The organism is Sporomusa sp. KB1, from assembly GCF_007830295.1.
GTDB lineage: Bacteria > Bacillota > Negativicutes > Sporomusales > Sporomusaceae > Sporomusa.
Genome location: NZ_VLKC01000002.1, coordinates 141,127 through 166,262, shown reverse-complemented (window position 1 = coordinate 166,262; position 25,136 = coordinate 141,127). Strand labels below are relative to the sequence as shown.

The following is a 25,136-nucleotide window of genomic DNA, read 5'->3' as shown; positions in this document are numbered from 1 at the left end:
TGAAAAAATATTTTATAATTAAATTCATAAGCCATACAATTGAATAAAGTAAAGGTAGATTTGGGTTATAATAGATTCCTCAGTGGATCTGACCCTAATGTACTCGGGATCAAGAGGATATGTAAGATCCCTATATAGGTGTAAGGATAATTCCTTATGTCTATATAGGGATCTTATTTTTTTCAGAGGGAAAGGTTAACTTTCCCTGGATGGAACGACTAAGGCTTCTGCCGGCGTCCTAAAGGACTCGCACAAGCCAAGTCTTATCTTATTAGGAGGGAAGACAGAAGTGGAGAGAACCCAGGTGGTAGTGATTGGCGGGGGCTGTACGGGTACCGGTATTTTGCGGGACTTGGCTTTACGCGGTATTCCTGCCGTTCTGTTTGAAAAGCAGGACTTGGCCTATGGTACTACTGGTAGATGCCATGGATTGCTGCATAGTGGAGCGCGGTACTCGGTTAAAGATATAGAGGCGGCAAAAGAGTGTATTGTGGAAAATACCATCCTTAAAAAGATAGCCGCTAATTGTATTGAAGATACCGGTGGCATGTTTGTTCACTTGCAGGAAGATGATGCAGAATATGTTAAGCAATTTGTCAGCGGTTGCAAAAAAGCCGGAATAGAAACTGAAGAATTGTCACCTCGGCAAGTGTTGGAGCGGGAGCCTAACGTTACCACCAAAATAACCCGGGCCTATACCGTTCCTGACGCCTATATTGATGTTTTCCAACTTACTACAGCGAATGCTCAAGCTGCCGTACGTCTGGGTGCAACCGTTAAAACGTACACCCAAGTTACTAACGTTGAGGTTAAAAACCGCAAAGTACAAGGAGTACGTTTCATAGATAACCGGACAGGTGAAGCAGACTACGTGGCTTGTGACGTTGTAGTTAATGCCGCAGGTCCGTGGGGTGCTCTAGTGGCGGCACAGTTGGGAATAGAGGTGAATCTTGTTTGTAATCGAGGTAGTCTGGTTATTTTTAATCAACGGATCACTCATGGTGTGGTAAACAGGCTTAAAGTGCCAGGAGACTGTGATCTTATCGTACCAGGCGGACCGGTTTCTATATTGGGAACCACGTCGATAAATGTTTTGCATCCAGAGAATTTGGCTATTAATCCAGGCGAAATTGATCACATGCTGGGATTGGCGGCAGTGACTTTTCCGGGACTAAGTCAGGCAAGAATCATTAGAGCCTTTTCCGGTGTGCGTCCTTTATATAGTCCTAAAGCAGCTGCTGTGGGCGGCGGTAGGGAAATTAGTCGTAACTACGTGTTGCTGGATCATGAGCGTGAAGATAATATAGCGGGATTTGTCTCTATTCTTGGTGGGAAATTAACTACTTATCGGCTGATGGCTGAGGTAACTACCGATTTGGTTTGCCGCAAGCTGGGCGTGGATAAGGAATGTACTACCGCTAAGCTGCCTTTGAGAGCGGCGGCGGAAAACAGCAGCTTACTAGTGGGACAAAAGTTTCTTTCTTTACCAGCACTGGAAAAAGTCAAGCATCGTCTGGGAAGTGACTTGTTCTTGTTACTGGAACGAATAAAAAAGGACCCGATTCAAGCAGAAATTTTGTGTGAATGTGAGTTTGTAACCAGAGCAGAGCTGGAATTGGCTTTAGAAGGTGTTATTACAATACCTGCCCGCACGATCAGCGACCTGGCTCGCCGTACGCGGCTTGGACTGGGAACGTGCCAGGGGAATTTTTGTGGTTATAAAGCCATGATTACAGTATATGAAAAGGGACTCTGGCAGGGAGAACAGGCCAAAGCAGAATTGGAGAAGTTTCTCAGGGATCGTTGGAAAGGACAGGAAGTGGTGGCGCAAGGCAAACAAAATCAACAATTGTTTCTAAGCCACCACTTATATGACGAAGCACTGAATTATGCCCATTTAGGGGAAGGAACGGCAAGATAGTCTTGCTCTTTTAATTATAAAAATACTTTTGGGAGGTGATGAGGGAATCAGTTCTATAAAAAAAGTTGTGTATTGACGAACTTAATGTAAAGAAGGAGTTGTTGACAAAATGAAAGATTTATACAATCCTAGTTTGTTTCCTCTACATGAAGGTATTGACAGCAATGATTATGTAGTAGCAACCTATTTAGTAGGGGGAGCTGCCCAGGCTGATTTAGTAGCTAAATCGGCTGCTTTGGCCATTGAACAGTCTTCCGGATCATGGTTTGCTGTTCCAGGAGAAACGGAAGCTGTTAGAGCCAGAAGCGCTGCAAAAATAATTGGCATTTACAGTGTTCCCAACTATGAATTAATTGCCCAGATGCCGAAAGATCAGACGAGGTATTTTATTCTACGGTGCGCGTATCCATGGGTCAATTTTTATGATAATATTCCTTTAATGTTGTCTAGCGTTATTGGTAATATATCGTCTATGCCAAATCTCAAATTAGTCGACTTGGAATTTCCAGAAAGCTTCTTAAAGCAATTTAAAGGTCCTAAATTTGGCATTTCGGGCTTGCGGAAGTTATTGAATATTCCACAGCGGCCTATTGTAAATAACATGATTAAACCTTGTACCGGCATTACTCCTCAGGAAGGAGCCGAACTTTTCTACAATGCAGCCGTTGGTGGCACTGATTGGATTAAGGATGACGAACTGATTGCCGGTAGTCCGGCTTTTTCGCCTCTGGAAGAACGGGTTAAGGCGTATATGGCGGCTGCGAAACGTGCAGACAAGGAAAAAGGCGAAATGACCTTGTTTACAGTAAATGTTACCGATGAGGTAGTCCGTCTCCGTGATAATGCGTACCGGGCAATTGAGGCCGGTGCAAATGCCATCATGGTAAATGTGTTTGGCGTAGGCTACTCAGGACTGCGTATGCTGGCAGAAGATCCGAACATTAATGTTCCTATTTGTGTCCACACTTGCTATGGCGGAGCTCAGACCGTATCTCCTTATCAGGGAATGAGCACCGAGGTAGCCCAAAAACTTATCCGGATTTGCGGTGGCGATATGTCGCTCAATGTTGCTCCATCTGCCAAGTTTAACGCGCTTAAGGAAAAATTCGTTCGTACATGGCATGTCGGCTACTCCAAAATGTATCATATCAAACAAACCTTTACTCATATCGGTGGCGGTGTAACACCTGGAATGGTACCTTATTTGATGGATAACCTCGGCAATGACATTATCATTGGGGTTGGCGCTGGTATCCACGGACATCCAATGGGACCGAAAGCCGGATCAATTGCATTCCGTCAAGCCATTGATGCTGTAATGAAAGGCATTGATATTACGGAAGCGGCCAAGAAGCAGCCTGAATTGGCTGCAGCTATCAAGACCTGGGGCATCTATGGTGTAGACGACTACAATAAGCTTTATGATATTGAAGCATAAAGCTACCAAGCTTTGTATTTAGGAAAATGGGAGAGAAAGATTTTAGATAGCGTGTAGCCACTAGCTGATTGCCATGTGTGCTTTGCTTTGTAAGCAATAGCATACATGGCGTTAGTCAGGTTAGCTTACTAACGCATCAACTGGACTTTCCAGGCACCGATTAATGCAAGTTAGCTTGCTGCCTGCGAATTTCGAAATTTGAACGGGGGGAATGAGTATGGAAAAACCGTATGTTATGGCACTTGATGAAGGTACTACTGGCGTGAGGGCGATCATTTTCGACAAAAGTGGGTGTGTTATCGGTGATTGTTCCCGGGAATTTACTCAAATCTTTCCTACCCCGGGTTGGGTCGAACATAATGCGGTGGAAATACTCGAGGCTCAGATCGAAGTAGCTCGTAAGGCCATTAATAAAGCAAAGGTATCTCCTGAAGAAATACGTGCAATTGGTGTAACAAATCAAAGAGAAACTTCAGTTATCTGGGATAAAACCACAGGAAAACCCATTTATAACGCGATTTGCTGGCAGTCACGCCAAACAGCAGAGATTGCTGAAAAGTGGGTTGAGGACGGATTAACCGAAGAGATCAGAGAAAAAACAGGTCTAGTCATTGACGCCTATTTCTCGGCGTCCAAAATTCCCTGGATTTTAGACAAAATACCTGGCGCACGACAGCGAGCCGAGCAGGGAGAGCTTTTGTTTGGAACCATTGATACTTGGCTGATCTGGAATCTTACAGGCGGTAGAAGCCATAAGACTGATTACTCCAATGCCTCCCGAACCATGCTCTACAATATTATGAAGATGAAGTGGGATGAGGAACTTTGTCGGAAGATGGACATACCGATGGCGCTTCTACCCGAAGTTATTGATTCAAACGGTGATTATGGGGTAGCTGGCGCATCGCTTTTTGGAGCTGAAATACCGATTAGAGGGGATGCTGGCGACCAACAAGCCGCTCTTTTTGGTCAGGCTTGCTTCAAACCAGGTATGGCTAAGAATACCTTTGGCACAGCTGGTGTGTATGTCATGAATACCGGCGATAAGCCAGTGCTTAAAGATGGTTTGACCACTACTATCGCCTGGGGCATTGACGGAAAAGTGAGTTATGCTTTGGAGGGAGTTATCTTTATTTCAGGTGCGACCATTCAATGGCTGCGTGATGAGGCTAAAATTATCTATACGGCAGCAGATACGGAATGGTATGGCTTTATGGTACCTGATACCGGCGGTGTTTATTTGGTTCCGGCTTTTGTTGGCTTATGCGCTCCCTATTGGGATATGTATGCACGCGGAATGATAATTGGCATTACCAGGGGTACTACCAGAAACCATTTGATTCGTGCCGGTCTTGAGGCATTAGCTTATCAGACGAAAGATATTATTAATGCGGTAATCAAAGACGGTACTATCGAAGTGTCTGAATTGAGAGTAGATGGGGGAGCTGTTAAGAATAGCTTGCTCTGCCAGTTCCAGGCTGATATTTTGGGAATTCCGGTTATCAGACCCAAAATTACTGAAATGACGGCATTGGGAGCAGCCTATTTGGCTGGTTTGGGCAGTGGAATGTGGCAAAGCACCAGTGAAATTGCTGCTCAATGGGGTATTGATCAAACTTTTAAGCCTGAAATGTCGGCTGAATACCGTGACAACCTCTATTATGGATGGCAGGAAGCCGTACAACTTTGTATGGGCTGGGCCAAAAAGGTTAGAGTTTGATTAGCTGAGAGTATCTTTGAAATCATCAATTGTGAATATATGGATTGGGGAATACTCATGAGTATTTGACAAGGGGGTATTTGTTTATGACAAATTTGTTTGGCGAATTTTTCGGCACCTTAGTTTTGCTTAGTTTTGGCTGCGGTGTATGCGCCAATTTGACCCTGGCACGTTCAAAGGCAGTTGGCGGCGGTGGTGGCGGCGCCTGGATCGCAGTCACTGCGGGCTGGGCTTTTGGGGTACTACTGGGTGTATTTAGTGCTATAGCTACAGGTGCTCCCCAGGCTGATCTGAACCCGGCTATTACATTGTCTAAAGCTATGATAGGCGTTTATGCTCCAGGACATGCACTAATGACAATGTTTGCTCAGCTAGCCGGTGCTTTTGCCGGAGCTTGTCTTGTTTGGCTTGCTTATCTGCCTCACTGGGGAATTACGGAAGATAAAGAGGCGAAATTATCAATATTTTCTACTATTCCGGCTATTCGTAAGAGCGGCAGCAATCTAGTTTGTGAAATTATTGCAACAACTTTTTTAATAGTTTTAGTTTTCGTAATTTTCTCTAAAGAATTGAGCAATGGTGGTGCGAGCTTTAGTGCTGGTTTTGGCCCCTATTTGGTAAGTATGTTAATCTGGGCACTAGGTCTTTCTTTTGGTGGTCCTACCGGGTATGCCCTCAATCCGGCCAGGGATCTGGGGCCGCGTATTGCGCATGCTGTTTTGCCGATTGCAGGTAAAGGTTCTTCACAGTGGGAGTATGCTTGGATTCCGGTGGTGGGTCCGATGCTCAGTGGTGTTTTGGCTGTCGCAATTGGCAGAGGAATTGGGATTTTATAGCGGTTTATTGATAACTTACGGTATTGGAAACCTTGTTAGGTCAGGTGATAAAAATTGGGTAATACCCGAAAGCAGGTTTTAGTTATTGGCGGCGGCTTGGCCGGAATTACTGCTGCTTTAGCGGCGGCAAAATATGGCGCGCAGGTAACATTGGTAACCAGTGGGCCGGGCACCTTTGCCCTGAGTGGAGGAACGGTGAGTATTCAGGGTATGAGTAGTGAACAACCTTATCTGGAAGAAGCCATAGATTTTTTTAGAGCTATGACAGCAGCGGCCGGCTGCGAGTATAAAGGCGCTTGTAACGAGCGTACGTTTATTCCTAATATAATGGGGGGCTTTCAGGAGGTGCTGCTAGCTCCCGCCTCCGTCTGGGCTGGCAGGCCAGTCAACGGCAGCAAAGTAATAGTAGCGGGGATTCATGGTTTAAGCGGCTTCAGTGCACAGTTAACAGCTGAATTGCTTTCTGCAGCTGTCAAAAAGTTAGGTATACAGGTAAAATACAGCGCAGCTACTACCGAAATACCCAGGCTGCAAAATCATTCCTTTACCAGCCTGGATGTAGCTAACTATCTGGAAGATAAGCAGAATCAGAAGCATTTGGCTGAGCTTGTTCAACCATTGGTCAGGGATAATGATTTGCTGTTATTGCCAGCCATTTTCGGATCGAAAATAAAGGAACAGGAATTTGCTGAGTTCATAAAGCAGGTAGGATGTTCTGTGGGTGAGCTTGTTACAGTACCGCCATCAATGGCAGGGCTGAGGGTTTTCCAACTTTTACAGAGATATTTAACACAAGCTGGTGTAGAAAGTAATCCAGGTTATCCAGTGCAAGCCTTGCAGTTGGAGGACGGACTTTGTACAGCGGCAATCCTAGATACTCCTGGCAGGAAACGTGTAATTAAAGCTCAGAGCATTATTGTGGCTACAGGTAGAATCAATAGAAATAGTATTGCTATTACTATTGCAGGTAAAGATAACGAAACATTTCTGCAGGAAGATGCCAGGGTTAACGAGCAGCTGCAATTAGTAAATAAAAACAACCTTCCTGTTGCAGCGAATGTATATGGTGCCGGCAATATTCTAGAGACTTATGAGTGTAAAAGTGGTAATGCGTTGGCGATAGTAACCGGTTACCGGGCGGGAATGCTGGCAGCGGGGGTGGCAAGGTAGTATGGAGAAAGAAAAACTAACTATTGATTCTTGTTTAAAATGTTCCTACTGCAATACTGTATGTCCCTTGTTGAAGGTATGTCCTGATTATCCGGGACCTAAAAAGTTGGGCTCAGATATCGAACGTTTCCGGCGTGAAGGCCTGGATTGTAGCTTAGATTGGGTGGATTACTGTCTAGGGTGTGGACAATGCGACTTGATATGTCCTAATCAGGTTACTGTGTCTGAGTACATTGCCGAAGCCAAGGCGCAGCAAAAAAAGACGGGCGTGAAAAAAATTCGCGACTACTTCTTTGCCCGTCCCGCATTGCTAGGTAAAATGAGCACAATTGTGACTCCGGTGAGTAATTGTGCTCTCAAAGCGGCCGGTCCATTTATGCCGCTGGGAGGTATTACTGCTAAAAGGAATTTGCCGGCCTATACGGCAAAACCGCTAATTGGCACAGACGGAAGTAGTCGGCAGAACAGGGGAAAGGAGCAAATACTTCTATTTCCTGGTTGTTTTATTAAGTATAATGATTCTGCCATAGGAGCAGCTGCGGTAAAAGTTTTGGAAAAGGCCGGTTACGCTGTGGAAATTGCGCAAACAGGCTGTTGTGGCCTTCCTGCCGCTAGCGACAAAGTGGAGGCATTAGCCGATGCCCGCAACAACATTTTGGCGATGAAGGATGCTGTGATGAAGGGCTGGAAGATAGTTACTGCTTGTACGAGCTGTGGTCATACACTTAAATCCCGGTATGCCGGCCTTTTTAGCGAGGATGAGCAGCTGGCTAAATTGGCTCAGCTGGTAGCAGCCAGTACGTACGATTTGGGGGAACTATTGGTAGCTTTGCAGGACAGACTGGAACAAAGACAAACCACTGTTTTTCGCAAGTTAGCTTATCATGCGCCTTGTCATCTTAAAGCCCAGGGTATTGGAAAACCATGGGTAAAATTATTAAGAAGCAATCCCTGTCTGGAGATTATTGATGTGGATAATGGGTGCTGCGGAATGTCGGGTACTTACGGCTTTAAAAAAGAAAAGTATGATATCTCGATGAAAATAGGTCAGGCGCTGTTTGATGGCATCAATGAATGCAAACCGGATATGGTTATTACTGAATGTGCTACCTGCCGCTTGCAGATTCAGCACGGTACTAAGTACAAGGCTTTACATCCAGTAGAGGTATTTGCTCAAATTTTTTGCAGCTAAGCTGAAACATAGCAAATCAGGCGGAGGTTTACTCCGCCTGATTTGGCGATTCTTTTTTAAAAATTTAAAGGATTATTAATTATTATCCCGGAATTAAGACATAGTAAGTATTGAAAATTGAGAAGGGAAGAGATGATATGCTTCCTCAAGATAAAGTTTTGGCTGCACTACAAGTATGTCCGATTGTTGCCTCACTGCAAAAACCGGAGATGATTCCTACTGTAATCAATAGTAATGTCCGAATAGTAATGATTTCGTCAGGCGATATTTTCAATATTGTTGAAATAAGTCAGCAATTACGTAAACATAAGAAAATAGTATTGGTTCATGTTGATATGATTGGCGGCATGGCAAGAGATAAGGTTGCCATCAAATATCTAAAAGAGAAAGCCGATGTAGACGGCATTGTTACTCCTAACGGCCAATTAGTGGCGACAGGTCATAAAGAAGGTCTTGTGACAGCGCAACGCATTTTTGCTCATGATACGCCATCGGTAATCAGTGGAATTAATGCTTTGCGTCAGTCTAAGCCAGACTTTATAGAAATTATGCCAGGAGTAGCGGTGTTGAAGGTATACGAACAAATCAGAAAGCATTTTCAGCAACCAATAATTGCCGCCGGTTTAATCAAAAGCACTCAGGACATTAAACAAATACTCAAGGCAGGCGCAGTAGGTGCCGATACAAGCACTGCAAGTTTATGGAATTTTTCGGTTGCAAATTTGACAGCAAAACCCTTTTCGACAATATAGAAACCTAGCAATTACGTGGTTTGTGCTTTTATGTCAAATATTGGGGTACTGAGGATTGAAAAATATGTCTTATGTAAATCAAAATAGGACGATAATGGGACTAATATCCTAGAAATAAAGAGTTTAGTCCTAATAATACATTGACTATTCGTTTATCTTGGTGTAAAATTACAACGGAAATTCCTTTAATATACATAATAATACAAAATTTTCTAGGCAAACTTATCGAAAGATGAGGACGCAAAGCTATGGGTCTAAGGACAGATTGGTCTATGACTGCCAGGTTGCCGATTCGTAAAGAATTGTACATGTTGGCATCAGTCTGTTTATAGATTGGTGCCATTTATTTTCTCAAAATGAGTATTGTTTAATCAACTAATTTTGAAATGTTGGATACTAACTTGCCAAATTGCCATAGAAGATTTTGATTAATAGAAACAAAGTTAGCAAAGGCTATTCATATTTTGCGCACAGCATCTTACCGTCACAGGTTTCTTGTGACAACTAATTACTAGGAGGACTGCATGAATATAGTAATAGAGAATCTATATATCATTTTATTAGGATTGGCTGTATTTTGTCTGATATTGTCATATTTTTATTCTAAGACTTATCCCCCAAAAAGTATATTCCAAAATTCAGCAGACTATGTCGAAATACGAACTTGGAGGAAAAAATAGCGTTTGTTAGCAACAAAGACCAGCTAACTCTGATCTTAAATAAGTAGCTATGCTGACTGTTAATATTTATGTTCTATTAGGAGGCCTGCGCATGAATTTAATTTTTACAAAAGATTTAGTTCCTGGTATGTGCATCGGTGGGGATGTGATAGCTGGGGATGGGTTTATAAAACTATTGACCAAGGGAGCTGTTCTCAATCAATCGCAAATAGACAGCCTAAGAAATTGGGGGTTGCCAGCTATTAATATTGATGATAACACTGAGAAAATGCAAGAGAAGGCAATTGCTGTTCATATGACCAAGACGGAGTTTACAAAGGGCTATAATGAAACGATTGATAAAATTGTTCATGCATTTAGACATATTAAAAAATTTGGCGAGGTTCCAATTGCCGAAATGCAGGAACTCGTCGATCAAAAGATTATCCTTTTAGCAGAAACAATTGGAGTTTTGGAGCATTTGCATGATATACGGTGTCATAGTGAGAATACCTTCAACCACTCCTTACATGTTGCTATAATTGCCGGAATTTTGGGTAAGTGGTGCAACTACAAAGGTACTGAGTTGAAAAAACTAATTTTAACCGGCCTGCTCCATGATATTGGTAAACTGGTTGTTCCTTTGTCCATACTAAATAAACCAGGCCGTTTATCTGATGCAGAATTTGCCGCCATTAAGAAGCATCCTCAGGACGGCTATCAAGTGCTTAAAGATGCTCGGATTCCCGAGAGTATTAAACTCGGAATTTGGCAGCATCATGAACGGCTGGATGGCAGCGGATATCCCCTTGGACTTAGCGGCGATGAAATTTGTGCTGAGGCAAAAATTATTTCCATTGCTGATGTCTACGATGCGATAATATCTGATCGGGTATACCGTCGTAAAATGACGCCGTTTGAGGCGCTTGACATATTGGCAGATGATTTGTTTGCAAAGCTGGAACCTGTTTCCTGTTTGACTTTCATGGATAATATGCGGGATTATCTTATAGGGAGCAGTGTGATCTTAAGCAATGGACAAAAAGCAAAAATTATTTCCTTTTATGCCAGAGACAGATGTTTTACCAAGCCAGTTGTCTGTACACGAAATGGTAAACTTTTGGATCTGCAAAAAGAAGAATTATGCATTACAGGGGTTGGCTGATAAATATTATTAATGCCTTGAATGGAAGTGTTAAAAATGCTGTACTATTTAACAATTGGGATCTTGGTGTTATTTACCGGCGCAACAATAGTCGGTTATATGGTTATCTATCGACAAGAACGCAAAAAAAACTTGAGGAAATAGTACAGGGAATAGTATTTTTTGCATGAACTGCCGGGTAGACCATAACTGATAATTAAGATGGACATCCTATGAAAACCACTCAAGTCTGATCCCGCTCTGAGCGTTGGTCAGACTTCTTTTAGTTACTATTTGTTTTGGTGTTTACTGCATCGTTGAGCAGCCTGCAAAGTATTTCCAATGCTTTTGGTAAATCTACATCTGCAAGGTTGGTCCAACAAATTCGCAGATGATTGGTTTCAGGTTCTCCGGGATAGAAAATTGAACCTGGGAGAAAATGTACACCGCGGCGGTGGGCTTCAGGAATTAGACAATCGGTATTAATCCCTATTGGCAGCGAAAGCCATAAGTGGAGGCCGGCAGATTGTTTAGGGCGAATAATGCTAGGATCAAGGAGGCAGTCCAAAGTCTGAATGACGCTTTTGCGACGCGTATCAAGTAAAGTGCTCATTTTACTAATTGAGCGTAACAGTTGCGTGCTCTGAAAAAGCGGTATCAGCGATTTTTGCAGCCAAAGGGGTGAACCGAGATCTGCGATCGATTTGGCTGCAAGCAGGCGGTTATAGATGCTGCCATCTGCGGCAAGTAAACCAAGTCGCAGGCCGGGAAAGAGAAATTTGCTAAACCCTTTAAGATATATGACTCGGCCATCTGTATCTAACATCTTTAACGGCAGCGGTAAGATGGAGTGTTTTATGCGAGACATTTCTAACTCGCGATGTGGTTCATCTTCCAAGATAAGAACATTATGCTCACGGGCGAAACTCAGCAGGTCTTGGCGGCGGGACAGGGACATTATTGCACCGGTCGGGTTCTGGCCGGTGGGAACCGTATAAATAGCTTTAAGACGAATGTAGGGCGCTAAGTCTTCCAGGATATCAACCCGTATGCCGTTTGTATCAACTGGAATGGGCTGCAGGTTGACATGAGATAAACGAAAGGCATCAATGGCTCCGGAAAAACAAGGGGTTTCAACCGCAATTGTATCACCTGGTCCCAGGAAGGTGCGAGTAAAGAGATCAATACCTTGTTGGGTACCATTGGTAACCAGCAATTGGTGAGGCGTAAGCTGAATAGACAATATTTTTAAATATTCTACCACTGCAAGCAAAAAGTCGGTATCGCCTTGAAAATTTGCGTATTGCCCCAGCGCATGAGGGGAATTTTCGAGTGTCTGGCGGATTGATGCCTGGATTAAAGGAATGGGCAGCAGGGAAGGGTGGACGCAGGCTGAGGCTAGGTCTAATATATTTGGGGGTAACCGTACTGAACTTTGACTCCAAAAGCTAGCCCGCGGTAGATAGTCTGGGATAGAAAGCTGCCAATCAAAAGTGGCTGCAGGATTGCTATTTGGAGTAGTATTTTTTACACTGCGTACGAAGGTGCCTTTGCCGCGAATGGTTTCCGTCAGGCCATTATTATCAAGCATTTTGTAAACATGGTGTGCAGTTACTAAACTAATGTTCACTTCGTTGGCTAGTTCCCGCACTGAGGGTAATTTAAAATTAGACTCAATCAGGCCCGAACGGATACGTTGGGCAATTTCCAGGTAGATTTGTTCGCGAATCGAAACATTACTTTGGCGATTAACAGAAATTTTCATATGGCCTCCAACTGTTATAGTACTCATTTGACTGTTATAGTAAAATGATGGTTTTATTAGTCTAATATACACCAATGTTATATAACAGAAAAGAGGGAGATGTCATGTACATAATATATGGCTTTATGTGTTTGATTTTTGGTACGACTTTTTTAGCTATAAAGGTTGGTATAGATGCCGGAGTGCCACCCTTCCTATTTGCTGGGACGCGATTTTTCATCGCGGGAGTTACCGTATTGGTTGCGGTTAAACTCTTACATGGTGAAATTGGTGTGCAAGCAGGAAAACGCCAAGATGTTATGCTTGTTGGCATCTTTATGACTGCTATTATGTTTGGTTGCTTATACTGGGGTGAGCGGTATATCTCATCTAGTATTGCAGCGTTGTTGGCTGCCACTACGCCAATTATGATCGGCATCACAGAGTGGTTTCAGGGTGTTAGGAAGAGTGCCTGGATTAAAGGTTGCGGCTTACTTATATCGTTTATCGGGGTGGTTGTTGCGGTACTTCCTGCATTAGGGGTAGACGTCTCTACGGAAGCTGTTTTAGCGGTAGTGTTAATACTTGCCGCTGAAGTTGGTTGTGTTTTTGGTACAATGACATCAAAAAAAATATTAGATGACGGTTTGAATCCTTTTGTACTGAATGGCTGGCAGATGGTAATTGGCGGAATTATGTTGGTGCTGTTGTCAATGATTGCCGAACCGGCAGCGGTGGTTATTAATTATCAAGTATTTTTTTCCTGGGCATATCTGGTTATATTTGGTTCCCTTGCCGGACATGGCTCTTACTACTGGCTGGTACGGCGTGCAGGCCCGCTGCTTCCCTCAACCTGGACATATATTTCACCGGTAATTGCACAATTTGTCGGCTATTACTTTCTTTCAGAGTATTTATCAGGCTATTCATTTGTGGGATTAGGTCTGGTGCTTAGTGGTGTATTTTTGGTTAGCAGGGCAGTGCTGTTGGAGATCTGGTTAAAAAAACATTGGAAAATTGTAGAGGCAACCTTGAGGTGATTAAATGCCTGGGCAGGTTCGGGAGAGAACCTGCGTCCTTTTGGATTTGAGCACATCAGCTATCCAACACCCAAATCCATGAATCCTATTGTTGAGTCAAAGGAATACAAGGAGCGGGGTTTTACTTTTGGCATTGCCCCAAAAGTAACAAAAGGTCTAGGCCCCACGCCTCCAAAAGCTGAAAAGCCGGACGATATTCCTAAAATCCGTAAACTCGCTACGCTCAAACAGTACGGATTTTTTAACGGAATACCGCCCGGCTTTTCTCCTGCGGAACGCTTTTTCCGGCAAAGGCCGGGGGGTTACGGGAGTTACGAGGGGTACCGGCCGCCTGTGCCGGGTTTTATATTAACATATCGTTGAAGTGCAAAAACATCCGTGATTTCTTATACTTTAGCTACAAGTCTTTGAATAAACGGGTATTCATAAAGTTCGCCGTCGGCAGCTCTTACCGCGGCTATTATGGAGGTTATGATTAGCAGCAGCCAAAGGATGGCCATGACCGGAAGCAACAGCAGCCCAATCAGCAGGAAACATAACATGCCGATAATTATCGAAGCAGCCAAAATTGCTAAATGAGCTACTAAGGCCTGCTTAGCATGTTCATACACGAAGGAGTCATCTTTTTTGATTAAAAATATAACCAACGGGGCAATGATAAATCCTAGTCCTCCTAATAGATAAGCCAAGTGCGCCAAGATGGCCAACAGTTTTTGTTCTCCAGTAATATTTATGCCAGATACCTCCTTTTTACAGGCTTGGATTACGTTGATTTTAGTTCAATCCTAAATGGATTAACTATATAATATAACAGTTAGTTGCTCTCCGTACAGTTTATTTTTTGGTAGCTCTTTATGCATATGTTGACCTTTCAGTTCAGATTGCTTTGTAGTAAATACTACAGAGAATAGTTCTTAGCCATGGAATGTATCAATTCCCAGTGTTCTTGTGTTACAGGCATAACTGAGAGACGTGACTGGCGCACAAGATCCCATTTCTGGAAAGTGGTCGCAGCTTTAATTTCTTTTAAAGTTACAGGCCGGTCTAAGGAGTAGCGAGGCTCAACATCTACGACAAGAAAGCGTTTATCGGTTTCATCAGGATCGGGGTAGGGGGGAGAGACTATTTCTGCTACACCGACAATTGCCTTTTCCTTGCCAGTGTGATAAATAAAGATCTGGTCACCTGGTCTCATGTTTTTTATATGTTTTAATGCGGTAAAATTTTTTACACCATTCCAGCGATCACGCCCCAAGTGTTGCAGATCAGCGTAGCTAAAACTTTCCGGTTCGGTTTTGGCAAGCCAGTTGGCCATTTTGCATCACTCTCCTACTAATTTGTAATTAAATATATATTACATGAAAAATTTATCTTAGTACATGAGTCAAGACTCCCGCCTTTACAGGCGGCGTCGGTTCAGGTGGCGTAGACTCTCCACCTGAATTCCCGATGTTTCAGCCTTGCTGAAATGAATTCACTCGTTATATAGTATTTGCTCTTGGTAGACCAAAAAGTTCAAGAAGTAAAATTCACTTAAAAGCTGAGGATATTTTCCTGCTTGTTACTTTAGCGTTTTTTTCTTAAGCTAAAATAAAAGCTGGCTCCTTCATTGACTTTTCAGAAATTGTGACGCAGAGTGAGAGAGGTATATGTTTTGTTTCAACTGCATGGCACTACCCCCACTGTATAAAGATCTGTATTTTGTGAAAAGATAATTTACCGCGAAATTTCCCGGCTTTTGTTCATATATCATTGTTTCACTTTCGCAAGGGTGTGAAATTTGTAAGATCAGGCACTTTCCTATAGGAATGGTGTGCGCGGTCAAGTACTTTGGATAAAAAACGGCCAATAATTTTGGACGAGTTTTGGCACGCAATTGGAATTAGATAAATAAACCCTTATTCCTTCGGTGATTGTGTCATGCCGGACTAAACCCGTCAAGGGTGAAGGCTTTGCCCGCGCTCCTTAAGTCGCGCGCCCTTGACAGAACTAGCCCAGTATGACGAGTACTAGTCAGGGAATAAGGGCTATTCGCTTTTAAGTAAAGTATTCTGATGTTTGAGCCGGTAACTATCCCCGGTCATGTTAAACACCTCGCTGTTATGGACCAATCTATCCAAAATGGCGGTAGTAATGACTGGATCGCCAAATAGCTCTACCCATTCTTCAAATCCCTTGTTAGATGTCACGATAACTGATGTATTTTGCTATAGATGCGAAACTAACTGAAAGAAAAGGTTCGATTCTTGGCGGGATATCGGCAAAAAAACAATTTCATCGATAATGACTAAATCCGCTTTCTGGATGTATTGGAGCCGTCGTTTACTCTTAACTGAAATAGTTTCTGTTTTTAATACACGGATTAGTTCGTCCATAGTTATAAAAGCAATATGATAACCAAGTTCCACCGCTTGAATACCAAGGCAAATGGCCAAATGACTTTTCGGATGGCATCTAGTAATGTGGCTGCTGCTTCCGTGTTACCAAGGATTCCAAGGACCTTTTGATACAACTCGTCAATCCTTTGGGAATGATCGCGGCGGTGATTAGTATTCTGAATGAGTTTGCCCTTGTCTTTGCTTAGAACATGGGTGGCTATTAGTGTTTCACCTTCGATATCCCAAATGCTACGGCTATTGCCTTGATTTTTTATTTCGACCTCAATACCGGGTTTAAAGGTGCCAACTGGCACAGAATACCTGTTACCTTCGAATAGAACAGTATTGTCTTTTCGAACCTGCCTGGTTATAATAGCAGCAGGTTGTTTAATTGTATGGGGTATCGGTCTGAGGTGTGCTTTTTCATCGGAGAACACCTCTGACGGTACCTTTTTTGTTATCCCATGCTGCTTGCGGTTGGCGGTTCGGACAAGCCAATCTTTGCATGCTGCATTCCACCCACATAAGCTGTCATATACACGGTTGGCAGCAAAGTTGTACTTTACATATTTGATGCACGCTTTAACCAGGCCTTTGCTTTCAGGATCATAAGGTCGACAAAGATAAACTTTAAAGCCTATGGCCTGTTTAAACTTCTCAAACTCATGTGTATAGATGATATCGTCGTAGTTTTCTCTGACAGCCAGTATTTTGTCTTGATCGAAAACTAATTCTTCCGGAACTCCGCCAAGGTATTCAAAACAGTTTGTGAGCATGTGGACAAAGGCATTGGTCGTAAGGGGCTTATCTGACCATTCGCAATATTTGTACCGGGAATGAGACAGGACTGCTTCCATTCCGTAAAGAATTATTGAATCACCGGTGGTTATGTTAACTAATTTTTACCCAAAGTCCACCTGCATCTGCTTACCCACAGGGGGGCTATAACAGCTTGATATTGCCTTTGAGAAACTATTTTCTCAATATGATGCTTTTTCCTGAGTAGACTAACATACCTTCGAACAGTACGCTCGCCGATAGAATCAAGTCTATAGTGTTCTTTTAGCCAGTCCTGGATCTGGGCCGCGCTAAGGTCAGGATCGTCTTTTAACCAACTAACGATAACGGTTTCATACTTATCTAGCTTTTAGTAGCGGGCACTGCTTTGCCTAATTCTGCGAAGGCATCAGCTTCCATCCCCCAGTATTTGCTGACAGTTTTGATATTGATTCCGAGCTGCCGGGAAACTTGGGACTTCTTAAGACCTAACTGCTTCAGTTGGTGAATTTCGCTATACACTTTCCACTCGTCAATATCTCAACTCCCCTTCTGTCAATCATCTATTCACATGATGATTGGGTGCCAGGAATATGGGAAATATCATCCGTTTTTATTGGCCAAAATTCATCCCTTTTATGGTTCTTTCCTAAGTTAGTTGATTTTGCGCATTTTTTCAAGCCGGATAGTTTTATTTCTTAAAGTCTCAAAACTACACCGGCCATACATAACTCTTTTTATAACTTTTATTTTATTTACACTACCTTCAGCTAGCCCATTGCTATATGGTAAACATACAGCATTTTTTACGGCTTCATAATCACGCTCAATCCCATTTGTAAAACTGATAAGCTCCTGTATTTTTGTATTTCTTACGTTAGTCATCCACTCTGATAATAATTCAGGTGTTTTTTGTTCAAAAATGCTTCTAAAAGATTTAATCAAATCCAAAATTGTCGTAAAAAAAGGGTACTGTTTGCAAAAATACTGGAATTTATCTTGGTCAATGTTTTTCACATCTGGCAATGGCTTAAATAAAGTTTTAAAGATATCTTTTCTTTTTATATGGAAAATTTTCTTACCTTCTTCAGGTTCACCTGTATTGTTTTTAAATCTTTTTTTCCATGCAGATACATAGTGCCTGACCGTAGACGATGATCCAGTGTAACCTTTATCTCTAATTTTTCCTTCTATTTTACTACCCATAATTCCCATATTTAAAAGCGTTTCAATATCTTGGTGAAATGCTTGTAGTTTCCGGCTTTCTTTACTCCATAAGCTGCGTGTACAGGATTAAAATCTTCATCTAAATACTTTGCGATTGTGGCTCTGGAAAGCCCAGTCTTTTTCGAAATTAACCGTTTACTTAGCCCCATGTTTTTTAGTTCACGCACTTCATTTACTATTTTCATTTTCTTGGAAACTTTATCGCTATGTCGAGTGTCCATTACGGTTGTGAACATTTTTCTTCTTTCTTCATCAGAAGCAGCCATAAGTTTTTTGTAGCTCCTGATATCTATATTGATATCACGACATATTTCAGTCTGATTTTTATTTTGCGTCTGCAGTATAAGAATTTTTTGATATTTTTCTTTTAATGTCAGTTTTCTATTTTCGTTATCTTTAGTTATTTGTGATGCTATAGGACTAACTATATCAGTAATGTCTACAACTACTTCAACAATCGTCTTCAAATGCTTCTTCAAATATTCAATAGCATAATCAGTAAGATTCTTATATAAATGGAAACGGTCACTTACCTGTATTGCTTCTGCATGTGCCTCAGTAATGGAATTATGATATGTAATGGAACCATCTCTAGAAACAACCTTAATATTAGGATACGATTTCAGCCATTTTACAACTTCAGTCTGTTCTCTAGATTCCAACATGTCGATAATCTTATGAGTCTTAATATCCACCATCACCGTTGCATATTTTTGTCTTTTTTTTAATGCAAAATCATCAATACATACGCAGGTAATTTCGTTCTTATTTACCGTAGATCTTCCTTTTTTTTTAGAGATTGCAGACAGTACTTTTACCGACAGCAACCGTATTTTCACTTAGAAATCGTGCAGCTGCAATGGAACTGCAATTAAGTGATAGACGTACTATTTCATCCTCAAGACGCTGAGTTTTCTTGGATTTATGAGCTAACCAATTGAACCTTTCAGCAAAGGTTGTGTGATCGCAATTTGTATTATTGCAAAACATCTTTCGGTTATTAATAATAATTTTTACTTTTTTTTCCTGTATAGGCAAATCCTGAAAGCTTCTTTCATATGTACTGTGAGTTTGGGACGACATATGTCCACAAAAAGGACATTTAACTTCTTCTCTAGTAGATGCAATATGAATATATACAGTATCGTCAATTATTTGATGAGTCAGATATTTTAACTCGTTATCTAAAAGCTTGATAAATTCATCCATAAAAGCCTCTTTCCGTACGTACAATCTAGCCTTATTTTATCACAAGAAAAGATGTCGTTTCAACTAACTGCGGAAAGAACCCCTTTTATTATACCGTTCACAAATGGTGCCTGATTATTTTATTTAGTAAGTTTATGGCAGTTAATTCAATATTTTGGATAAATAGCATAAGCTAATGATTTAAAATTACTGAAAATTTAAGGTACATTAAATAATATATTTATATGATTTAATGATGAATAATATTTTTGAAGGAGTGACAAATTATGAGTTGGCTTTCAAGATTGGACACGAGTTTTACAAATTCACAAGATAATGAGATTAACAAGATAAAAACACAAACAGCAACTACTGAGCCTTTAGAAAGTATTTCAAACAAGATCGCTTCCCTTGATGACAATGCTATTACTATAAATCTATCAGAACGTGCAATTCAACAAAAAAAGAAGCTAACTTTGCCTACAAGTTATCAAACTGATGATATGTCACTATTAAAAACAGCTAACGATTCCTTAAATGAAATTCAGTCATTACTACAGTACGGTAAAGCATTAGTCATACAGGCAACGCAAACTGAAAGTACTGACACCAAACAATTTCTCCAAAACGAATTAACTAGAATTTCGGAAAAGATTGACAATATTAGTCATTCTACAGAGTATAAAAATACCAATCTTTTTGTAGATTCTAACGAATTAAGTGTAAATGACAAAAAAATCATACAGTGTTTAAAAAGCGATTGGTTAGAAGAAGCTGAAAAATTAGTATTAGATCGCTATGGATTAAGTGCAGATGGAGCAAATTTAAAGATAGTATTAGATGAAACACCACAGCAGTATTTAGCTGCTATAGAATATCACTACGGAACTGATGGAAAAGCAACCAATCAAATTCTGCATATTGCTGTCGACACCGCCCTTCCAGCTAACTTACCAGATGGTGGAGAACATCCATACTATGATGATCGCGTTATATCTCATGAAATGGTACATGCGATTATGGGGCGCACTATGAATTTTTCCAGTTTACCTAACTGGTTCAAAGAAGGAACTGCTGAATTCATTCATGGAGCCAATGAAAGGGTTGCTACTGACCTAGCACGTAATGGTGGAGGCATAGAAGGAGCAAAGGTAATTCAAAACGCATTAGGTGATGGAACCAATAATACCTGGGTTGGAAACAGCATTCAATATTCGAGCTCAGCAATGGCTGTACGTTACTTGCATGAACAGATTCAAGCCGATGGACATAGTGGCGGAATAAAAGATTTATTGAACGATTTAAAAAACAACCCAACAGAAGATCTCGATCAAGCCTTGAGTCATGTCTCAAATTACGCTGATACCCGAGCCTTCGTTAATGACTTTGTTGCTAATGGTAATGGAGCCTCCTTTATCCATAAACTTGAACAGTCTTGCGAACTTACCAAAACACTACTAGGCGGGGATACTGGAGGGATTGGTGGATCAAGTGTAGACGGTGGACCCATACGAACAGCAAAATCTGTGGTTCCAGATATTTATTATCCAAATGAAAAACCTCTAAAACATTTTAATGTAATTTGGCCAACTCAAGATAACCAAATCAAAACATCGATTCCACTAACGACCACGGAAAATGGTACATTGAATTATACCAGGTTTAAAATCGACAGCAAAGTCTTGAACTTAAATAATGTGGATTTAGTAAATGCACCTGATAAAGCAATCATTTCTTTAGACAACGCCATGTCATATATTTCAAAAGGACAAATTTATATTAATACTCTACTCGGTACACTAGCCACAAATATATCCGCAACAATCAAAAACAACATTACTAAAAGCACTCAGCTTCTTGCGTTACACAGCAGACAAGATCCCATAAGCGTATTAGATTTAATAGCAACACCTTAGCGTTCAAGATTATTCAGGTCAGTAAGGAGAGCTTGTCCGGCTTGGATGCCATGGTAGTCAACGCCCAGCACATGAAATCTTTGCCTGGGCGTAAGACCGACGTCAAAGATGCAGAATGGATTGCGGATCTTCTCCGACATGGGTTACTAAAAGCAAGTTATATTCCAGACCGTGAACAACGGGAACTCTCTCTCTACCGCAAGAGCCTGATTGAAGAGAGAAGTCGTGAGCTGAACCGATTGCAGAAAATGCTAGAGGGAGCCAATGTGAAACTATCTAGCGTAGTAAGTGCTATCAACGGCAAGAGTTCCCGGCGACTTTTGGAAAGCATTGTCCAAGACAAAAAGCTGGATGAAGACGAAATTCTAAGGCTACTTCATCCCAGCATGTACGGTAAACTCAATGAAATCATGGCTTCTGTTGACGGCGTTATCTCTCCTTTGCAACGCAGATTGCTGCGCAATGTCCTGGATCATATTGATGATATGACAAAGCGTATCGAAGATATGGACAAACTCATAAAAGACTACCTAGACAAATATGAAGCTGCCATCACAGCCATAGATGAACTTCCGGGTGTTGGGAGAATCAGTGCAGAAACCATCTTAGCGGAAATCGGGCTTACTATGAATCGGTTTCCCACAGATGGCCATATTAGCTCTTGGGCCGGTGTGGCTCCAGGTAACCATGAGGCAGGAAAACGAAAGAGTGGAAAAACCACTCATGGAAACAAAACATTAAAAGCCATCTTAATTTAATGTGCTAAGGCTGCGCAAAAAGTGAAGGGAAGCTTCTTTTCAGCCCAATATCAACGGATTGCAGCACGAAGAGGAAGCAGTAGAGCCGCCGTAGCTGTCGCCCATTCCATACTGATAGCGATCTACCACATACTAAAAATAGACGTTCCTTATCGAGAGTTAGGTTCCGAGTATTACAATCGATTTAGCCGAGAGAAGAAAATACAATCATATTTGAAGAAATTAGCGGCTTTGGGTTGGGAACTCCCCACCACAGCTACGGCCACATACCATAAATTTTTAGGCCCTAGACTATAAGGCTTGTATTTGTGCGCCCTTTTTTCTGGCACATAGGAGATGTTTTCATAGTAAAGTAATTAATGAACTAATTCGAAAGCAAAAATTTAGCAATATTACTGAAGTTAGCGGTATTCCCTAACGGGCTAATGAAGATGCGCTACGCAATATACTATATCTAGTTTCGGATAATATCATTAACAAATGGACTCAGTGTTACCGAAATTGGGACCTGGTTTTAAGGGCTTTTGCGCAGAAAGTGATCTTGCGGTATCAACTCATCAATACAAACAAAATCCTATTGCAATTGTTGCGCATTTTTTTCGGATACATTATCCTCACTCCCATATGAAAAGGGCCTATATAGATATTCTACATAGGCCCCCTAAACCCATTTTCTGTATTACTGCTTTTGGACTTTCTCAACAGCCTGAGTATGTTTATAAACATGCTGTTTTGAGCTTATAAAAAAAGGTTTGATTATTCGGCATCAGAGTGCTTTAGGTGGTATTTCAACGCTAATGTACGAAATCAAAAGAAACCACTCATATAAGCTGTCTGCGTAGCTCAATATGGTTCAATCTTCAAGTACTAGCAAACGCATTAACTAGATTATGTGCTAATAAAGTTTCGAGGGCACAGAAAATTTTGTGTAAATAAGTTTGAAACATCTTCCTTACTGGCAAGAATAGGAATAAACCTATTTGAGTCGGAAAGGAAGATGTTTTTATGAAAACAATACCCAAGGAAGTCATTAGAGATTTGATCAAAGATGAAAAGTTCAACAATACCACGGAAGTTATGAATGCAATTAAAGAGATGTTCCGAGACGTGCTCCAAGAAATAATGGAAGCAGAATTAGAAACAGAATTAGGCTACGAAAAACAGGAACGACGGTCGGAAAATGTCAATCCAGCTGTGTCGAAAAATTATCGAAACGGCTACTCAAAAAAGAAAGTAAAAACGCAACTTGGTGAAGTAGAGATTGCAATTCCCCGTGATCGAAACGGCGGGTATGAGCCTCAAATTATCGGCAAATACAGCCGCAATGCTGATGGCATGGAAGAAAAAATATTATCGCTCTATGCTGCAGGACTTAGCATTCGAGATGTATCAGACCAAATAAAAAGCCTGTACGATGTAGAAATTTCGCCAGAGCTGGTAAGTAAAATCAGTGAAAAAATCATGCCTCAACTTACTGAATGGCAAAACCGGCCCTTGGAAGCAGTATATCCTTTCATATTCTTGGATGCGATACACTACAAAATTCGCGAAAACCATCAGATCATTACTAAGGCAGCTTATGTTGTATTGGGCGTAAACCTGGACGGTTATAAAGAAATTTTAGGTATATGGATTGGTGAAAACGAAAGCAGCAAATTCTGGCTTAGTGTCTTAAATGAGCTGAAAAGCCGCGGCATACAAGATGTTTATCTATTCTGTGTTGATGGGCTAAGTGGCTTTAGGGAAGCCATTGGTGCCGCCTATCCTAAAGCCGGGATACAGCGCTGTATTATTCACCAAATTCGTGCGAGTATGCGGTATGTAAACTACAAACATGCAAAAGCCTTTACGGCTGATTTAAAAGAAGTCTACACATCCGTGACAGAAGAAGCAGCACTGGAAAAGCTAATGATCTTTAAAGAAAAGTGGGGACAAAAATATCCGGCTACCATAAAAAGCTGGGAAGACAACTGGGATATTTTATCTACCTTTTATGCATATCCCCCCAGTATTAGGAAAATAATATATACAACAAATATTATAGAAGGATTGCATCGGCAATTTCGGAAAGTAACCAAGACCAAAGCCGTATTTCCTAATGATGATGCTTTACGCAAAATGTTATACTTAGCATCGAATAATATTGTAAAAAAATGGACTCAGCGTTACCGGGATTGGGATATGGTTTTGAACCATTTGGCCTTACTTTTTGAGGATCGATACGTAGGATAATTGCCCCTTTAAAGTACGATTCCCCAGCCGAGACAGAAGCATTCACGCTAACGCGTGCATACTTCCGTCTCGCCCAGGGAACTGATTTATCAAGGGACAATGAACAAATATGTTTTTACAAAGCCACTATTTCTTGCCATGAGGAATTTCAAATTACACAAAATTATCCGCAGACCCAAAGTTTCTTTACTTCTATAAAGTCTGTAATTATATATCAATGGTTGTATTTTTGCACCAAAGTCCGGTGTTTTAATACATCGCTATTTTAGATTTAGAATTGAAAATTAACACCTCCACCTATCCCCTTGAAAGTCGTACCGTTATTATCATCATAATTTTTCCAGCTCAGATTCATTTGGATATTTTCCATGTCATATGTAAAACCGATGACTTCATCCTTAAATTGCGTGCCTTTCTGATAAGTCGCATATGCAGCAACTCCGACAGCAAGATCTTGTTTAATCGATGCACCACAAAACAGCTTGTTGGCACTGTCCGCGTTATCCGATTTCATTTGCCGTTGGCCAACCATCAACGATATATTTGGTAGCAATGGCGTAGTATTAAGACCAAAATCGGTATAGGATGTTCCATCTGCCTGGAGATGGTTTATATAAACCCCGTATCCAAATCCAATGCCAATACTTCCATATATTTCATTAAATCCAGTGTTCCCCTGATCAATTCCACTGGTCGTTTTCTTTAGATTATAATAATTGTATCCAAACTGGATATCTCCCATCCCTGTGTTTGGATCTGGTACTGCACACATTCCGATTGACGACATTACAAAAACGAATATCAAGGTTAGAAATATTAATTTTTTCATGCTAAATCCTCCTTGGTTTTCAAAAAAAATATAATTTTATAATTTTTAAATTCATTACTTTAATAATTATAGTCTAACTATACAAATTAAAAGTCGCCCACCCGAAAGATACCTGTTATTATAACTTGTGTTTATATCGCTAGATTGAGTAGCTGTCCTTGTTACGTCTTTTTTAGGATGGTGATATGATACATAGCTATTCCTCCATTTCTCTT

Annotated in this window: 21 protein-coding genes, 1 pseudogene and 1 riboswitch; of the genes and pseudogenes, 12 read left to right on the top strand and 10 right to left on the bottom strand. The window is 41.2% G+C overall.

The genetic code is table 11. From position 1 onward, the window contains the following. Positions 1–289 precede the first annotated feature (289 nt). From glpA to SALPA_RS04540, 8 genes are all read left to right on the top strand, one after another. Positions 290–1,921, top strand: coding sequence for an anaerobic glycerol-3-phosphate dehydrogenase subunit GlpA (glpA, locus tag SALPA_RS04575; protein ID WP_186450907.1), 1,632 nt, complete (start codon positions 290–292; stop codon positions 1,919–1,921). A 109-nt stretch (positions 1,922–2,030) separates the two neighbouring features. Next, positions 2,031–3,359 (top strand): RuBisCO large subunit C-terminal-like domain-containing protein, encoded by a 1,329-nt coding sequence (locus SALPA_RS04570; protein WP_145090227.1) that lies wholly within the window; start codon positions 2,031–2,033, stop codon positions 3,357–3,359. Between the two features lie 217 nt (positions 3,360–3,576). Further along, positions 3,577–5,079: a glycerol kinase GlpK gene (gene glpK / locus SALPA_RS04565; RefSeq protein ID WP_145090224.1), complete on the top strand. Its 1,503-nt coding sequence runs from the start codon at positions 3,577–3,579 to the stop codon at positions 5,077–5,079. Positions 5,080–5,165: 86 nt separating this feature from the next. Further along, on the top strand, positions 5,166–5,915 hold the full coding sequence (locus SALPA_RS04560; RefSeq protein ID WP_145090221.1) for an MIP/aquaporin family protein: 750 nt from the start codon (positions 5,166–5,168) through the stop codon (positions 5,913–5,915). Positions 5,916–5,969: 54 nt separating this feature from the next. Next, positions 5,970–7,085: an FAD-dependent oxidoreductase gene (locus SALPA_RS04555; protein ID WP_145090217.1), complete on the top strand. Its 1,116-nt coding sequence runs from the start codon at positions 5,970–5,972 to the stop codon at positions 7,083–7,085. A gap of 1 nt (position 7,086) precedes the next feature. Next, the gene (locus tag SALPA_RS04550; protein WP_145090213.1) at positions 7,087–8,277 is read left to right on the top strand and encodes an anaerobic glycerol-3-phosphate dehydrogenase subunit C; all 1,191 of its coding nucleotides are present in this window, start codon (positions 7,087–7,089) and stop codon (positions 8,275–8,277) included. 137 nt (positions 8,278–8,414) lie between these two features. Next, complete coding sequence (locus tag SALPA_RS04545) at positions 8,415–9,029, top strand: glycerol-3-phosphate responsive antiterminator (protein WP_145090210.1); 615 nt, start codon at positions 8,415–8,417, stop codon at positions 9,027–9,029. 205 nt (positions 9,030–9,234) lie between these two features. Beyond that, positions 9,235–9,321, top strand: a riboswitch (cyclic di-GMP riboswitch). A gap of 479 nt (positions 9,322–9,800) precedes the next feature. Then, complete coding sequence (locus SALPA_RS04540; RefSeq protein WP_186450906.1) at positions 9,801–10,853, top strand: HD-GYP domain-containing protein; 1,053 nt, start codon at positions 9,801–9,803, stop codon at positions 10,851–10,853. Between the two features lie 262 nt (positions 10,854–11,115). On the opposite strand, the gene SALPA_RS04535 is transcribed toward SALPA_RS04540, so the two are convergent. Next, entirely contained in the window at positions 11,116–12,597 is a 1,482-nt protein-coding gene (locus SALPA_RS04535; protein ID WP_145090204.1) for a PLP-dependent aminotransferase family protein, read from the bottom strand. Between the two features lie 104 nt (positions 12,598–12,701). On the opposite strand from SALPA_RS04535, the gene SALPA_RS04530 reads away from it, so the two are divergent. Further along, a complete protein-coding gene (locus SALPA_RS04530) occupies positions 12,702–13,616 on the top strand; it encodes a DMT family transporter (RefSeq protein WP_186450905.1) in 915 nt (304 codons plus the stop codon). A gap of 386 nt (positions 13,617–14,002) precedes the next feature. On the opposite strand, the gene SALPA_RS04525 is transcribed toward SALPA_RS04530, so the two are convergent. The 8 genes and pseudogenes from SALPA_RS04525 to SALPA_RS04490 form a co-directional block, all read right to left on the bottom strand. Then, positions 14,003–14,323, bottom strand: coding sequence for a DUF4870 domain-containing protein (locus SALPA_RS04525; protein WP_255450792.1), 321 nt, complete (start codon positions 14,321–14,323; stop codon positions 14,003–14,005). A gap of 191 nt (positions 14,324–14,514) precedes the next feature. Then, on the bottom strand, positions 14,515–14,931 hold the full coding sequence (locus SALPA_RS04520; RefSeq protein WP_145090195.1) for an EVE domain-containing protein: 417 nt from the start codon (positions 14,929–14,931) through the stop codon (positions 14,515–14,517). A gap of 712 nt (positions 14,932–15,643) precedes the next feature. After that, positions 15,644–16,024 (bottom strand): annotated as a pseudogene (locus SALPA_RS31360) (ATP-binding protein). After that, positions 15,994–16,770, bottom strand: a complete 777-nt coding sequence (locus SALPA_RS04505) for a hypothetical protein (RefSeq protein WP_370516698.1) — start codon at positions 16,768–16,770, stop codon at positions 15,994–15,996. Before SALPA_RS04505 ends, SALPA_RS31360 begins: the two are co-directional and overlap by 31 nt. Positions 16,771–17,134: 364 nt before the next feature. After that, a complete protein-coding gene (locus SALPA_RS04500) occupies positions 17,135–17,293 on the bottom strand; it encodes a hypothetical protein (protein WP_222427873.1) in 159 nt (52 codons plus the stop codon). 132 nt (positions 17,294–17,425) lie between these two features. Then, complete coding sequence (locus SALPA_RS30160) at positions 17,426–17,977, bottom strand: transposase (RefSeq protein WP_222427872.1); 552 nt, start codon at positions 17,975–17,977, stop codon at positions 17,426–17,428. Between the two features lie 11 nt (positions 17,978–17,988). Next, a complete protein-coding gene (locus SALPA_RS30155) occupies positions 17,989–18,837 on the bottom strand; it encodes a transposase (protein ID WP_222427871.1) in 849 nt (282 codons plus the stop codon). Beyond that, positions 18,791–19,207, bottom strand: coding sequence for a transposase family protein (locus tag SALPA_RS04490; RefSeq protein WP_145090187.1), 417 nt, complete (start codon positions 19,205–19,207; stop codon positions 18,791–18,793). Before SALPA_RS04490 ends, SALPA_RS30155 begins: the two co-directional genes overlap by 47 nt. A gap of 266 nt (positions 19,208–19,473) precedes the next feature. Here SALPA_RS04490 and SALPA_RS04485 point away from each other — a divergent pair, with 266 nt between their 5' ends. The 3 genes from SALPA_RS04485 (at position 19,474) to SALPA_RS04475 (ending at position 24,092) form a co-directional block, all read left to right on the top strand. Next, complete coding sequence (locus SALPA_RS04485) at positions 19,474–21,102, top strand: flagellinolysin (RefSeq protein WP_145090184.1); 1,629 nt, start codon at positions 19,474–19,476, stop codon at positions 21,100–21,102. A 50-nt stretch (positions 21,103–21,152) separates the two neighbouring features. Beyond that, positions 21,153–21,860 carry an IS110 family transposase gene (locus tag SALPA_RS04480; protein ID WP_255451399.1) on the top strand — a complete coding sequence of 236 codons (708 nt, stop codon included), beginning with the start codon at positions 21,153–21,155 and terminating at the stop codon, positions 21,858–21,860. A gap of 1,005 nt (positions 21,861–22,865) precedes the next feature. Then, the gene (locus SALPA_RS04475; RefSeq protein ID WP_145090181.1) at positions 22,866–24,092 is read left to right on the top strand and encodes an IS256 family transposase; all 1,227 of its coding nucleotides are present in this window, start codon (positions 22,866–22,868) and stop codon (positions 24,090–24,092) included. Positions 24,093–24,363: 271 nt separating this feature from the next. Here the strand turns inward: SALPA_RS04475 and SALPA_RS04470 are convergent, their stop codons facing one another. After that, the gene (locus SALPA_RS04470) at positions 24,364–24,921 is read right to left on the bottom strand and encodes a hypothetical protein (protein ID WP_145090178.1); all 558 of its coding nucleotides are present in this window, start codon (positions 24,919–24,921) and stop codon (positions 24,364–24,366) included. Between the last annotated feature and the right edge of the window lie 215 nt (positions 24,922–25,136).

Excerpts from the sequence above, each read along its gene's own strand:
- SALPA_RS04570 (WP_145090227.1), top strand. The coding sequence starts at position 2,031 with ATGAAAGATTTATACAATCCTAGTTTGTTTCCTCTACATGAAGGTATT.
- glpK (WP_145090224.1), top strand. The coding sequence starts at position 3,577 with ATGGAAAAACCGTATGTTATGGCACTTGATGAAGGTACTACTGGCGTG.
- SALPA_RS04560 (WP_145090221.1), top strand. The coding sequence starts at position 5,166 with ATGACAAATTTGTTTGGCGAATTTTTCGGCACCTTAGTTTTGCTTAGT.
- SALPA_RS04550 (WP_145090213.1), top strand. The coding sequence starts at position 7,087 with ATGGAGAAAGAAAAACTAACTATTGATTCTTGTTTAAAATGTTCCTAC.
- SALPA_RS04545 (WP_145090210.1), top strand. The coding sequence starts at position 8,415 with ATGCTTCCTCAAGATAAAGTTTTGGCTGCACTACAAGTATGTCCGATT.
- SALPA_RS04540 (WP_186450906.1), top strand. The coding sequence starts at position 9,801 with ATGAATTTAATTTTTACAAAAGATTTAGTTCCTGGTATGTGCATCGGT.
- SALPA_RS04535 (WP_145090204.1), bottom strand. The coding sequence starts at position 12,597 with ATGAAAATTTCTGTTAATCGCCAAAGTAATGTTTCGATTCGCGAACAA.
- SALPA_RS04530 (WP_186450905.1), top strand. The coding sequence starts at position 12,702 with ATGTACATAATATATGGCTTTATGTGTTTGATTTTTGGTACGACTTTT.
- SALPA_RS04520 (WP_145090195.1), bottom strand. The coding sequence starts at position 14,931 with ATGGCCAACTGGCTTGCCAAAACCGAACCGGAAAGTTTTAGCTACGCT.
- SALPA_RS04505 (WP_370516698.1), bottom strand. The coding sequence starts at position 16,770 with ATGCTCACAAACTGTTTTGAATACCTTGGCGGAGTTCCGGAAGAATTA.
- SALPA_RS30160 (WP_222427872.1), bottom strand. The coding sequence starts at position 17,977 with ATGGGTAGTAAAATAGAAGGAAAAATTAGAGATAAAGGTTACACTGGA.
- SALPA_RS04490 (WP_145090187.1), bottom strand. The coding sequence starts at position 19,207 with ATGGATGAATTTATCAAGCTTTTAGATAACGAGTTAAAATATCTGACT.
- SALPA_RS04485 (WP_145090184.1), top strand. The coding sequence starts at position 19,474 with ATGAGTTGGCTTTCAAGATTGGACACGAGTTTTACAAATTCACAAGAT.
- SALPA_RS04480 (WP_255451399.1), top strand. The coding sequence starts at position 21,153 with ATGGTAGTCAACGCCCAGCACATGAAATCTTTGCCTGGGCGTAAGACC.
- SALPA_RS04475 (WP_145090181.1), top strand. The coding sequence starts at position 22,866 with ATGAAAACAATACCCAAGGAAGTCATTAGAGATTTGATCAAAGATGAA.
- SALPA_RS04470 (WP_145090178.1), bottom strand. The coding sequence starts at position 24,921 with ATGAAAAAATTAATATTTCTAACCTTGATATTCGTTTTTGTAATGTCG.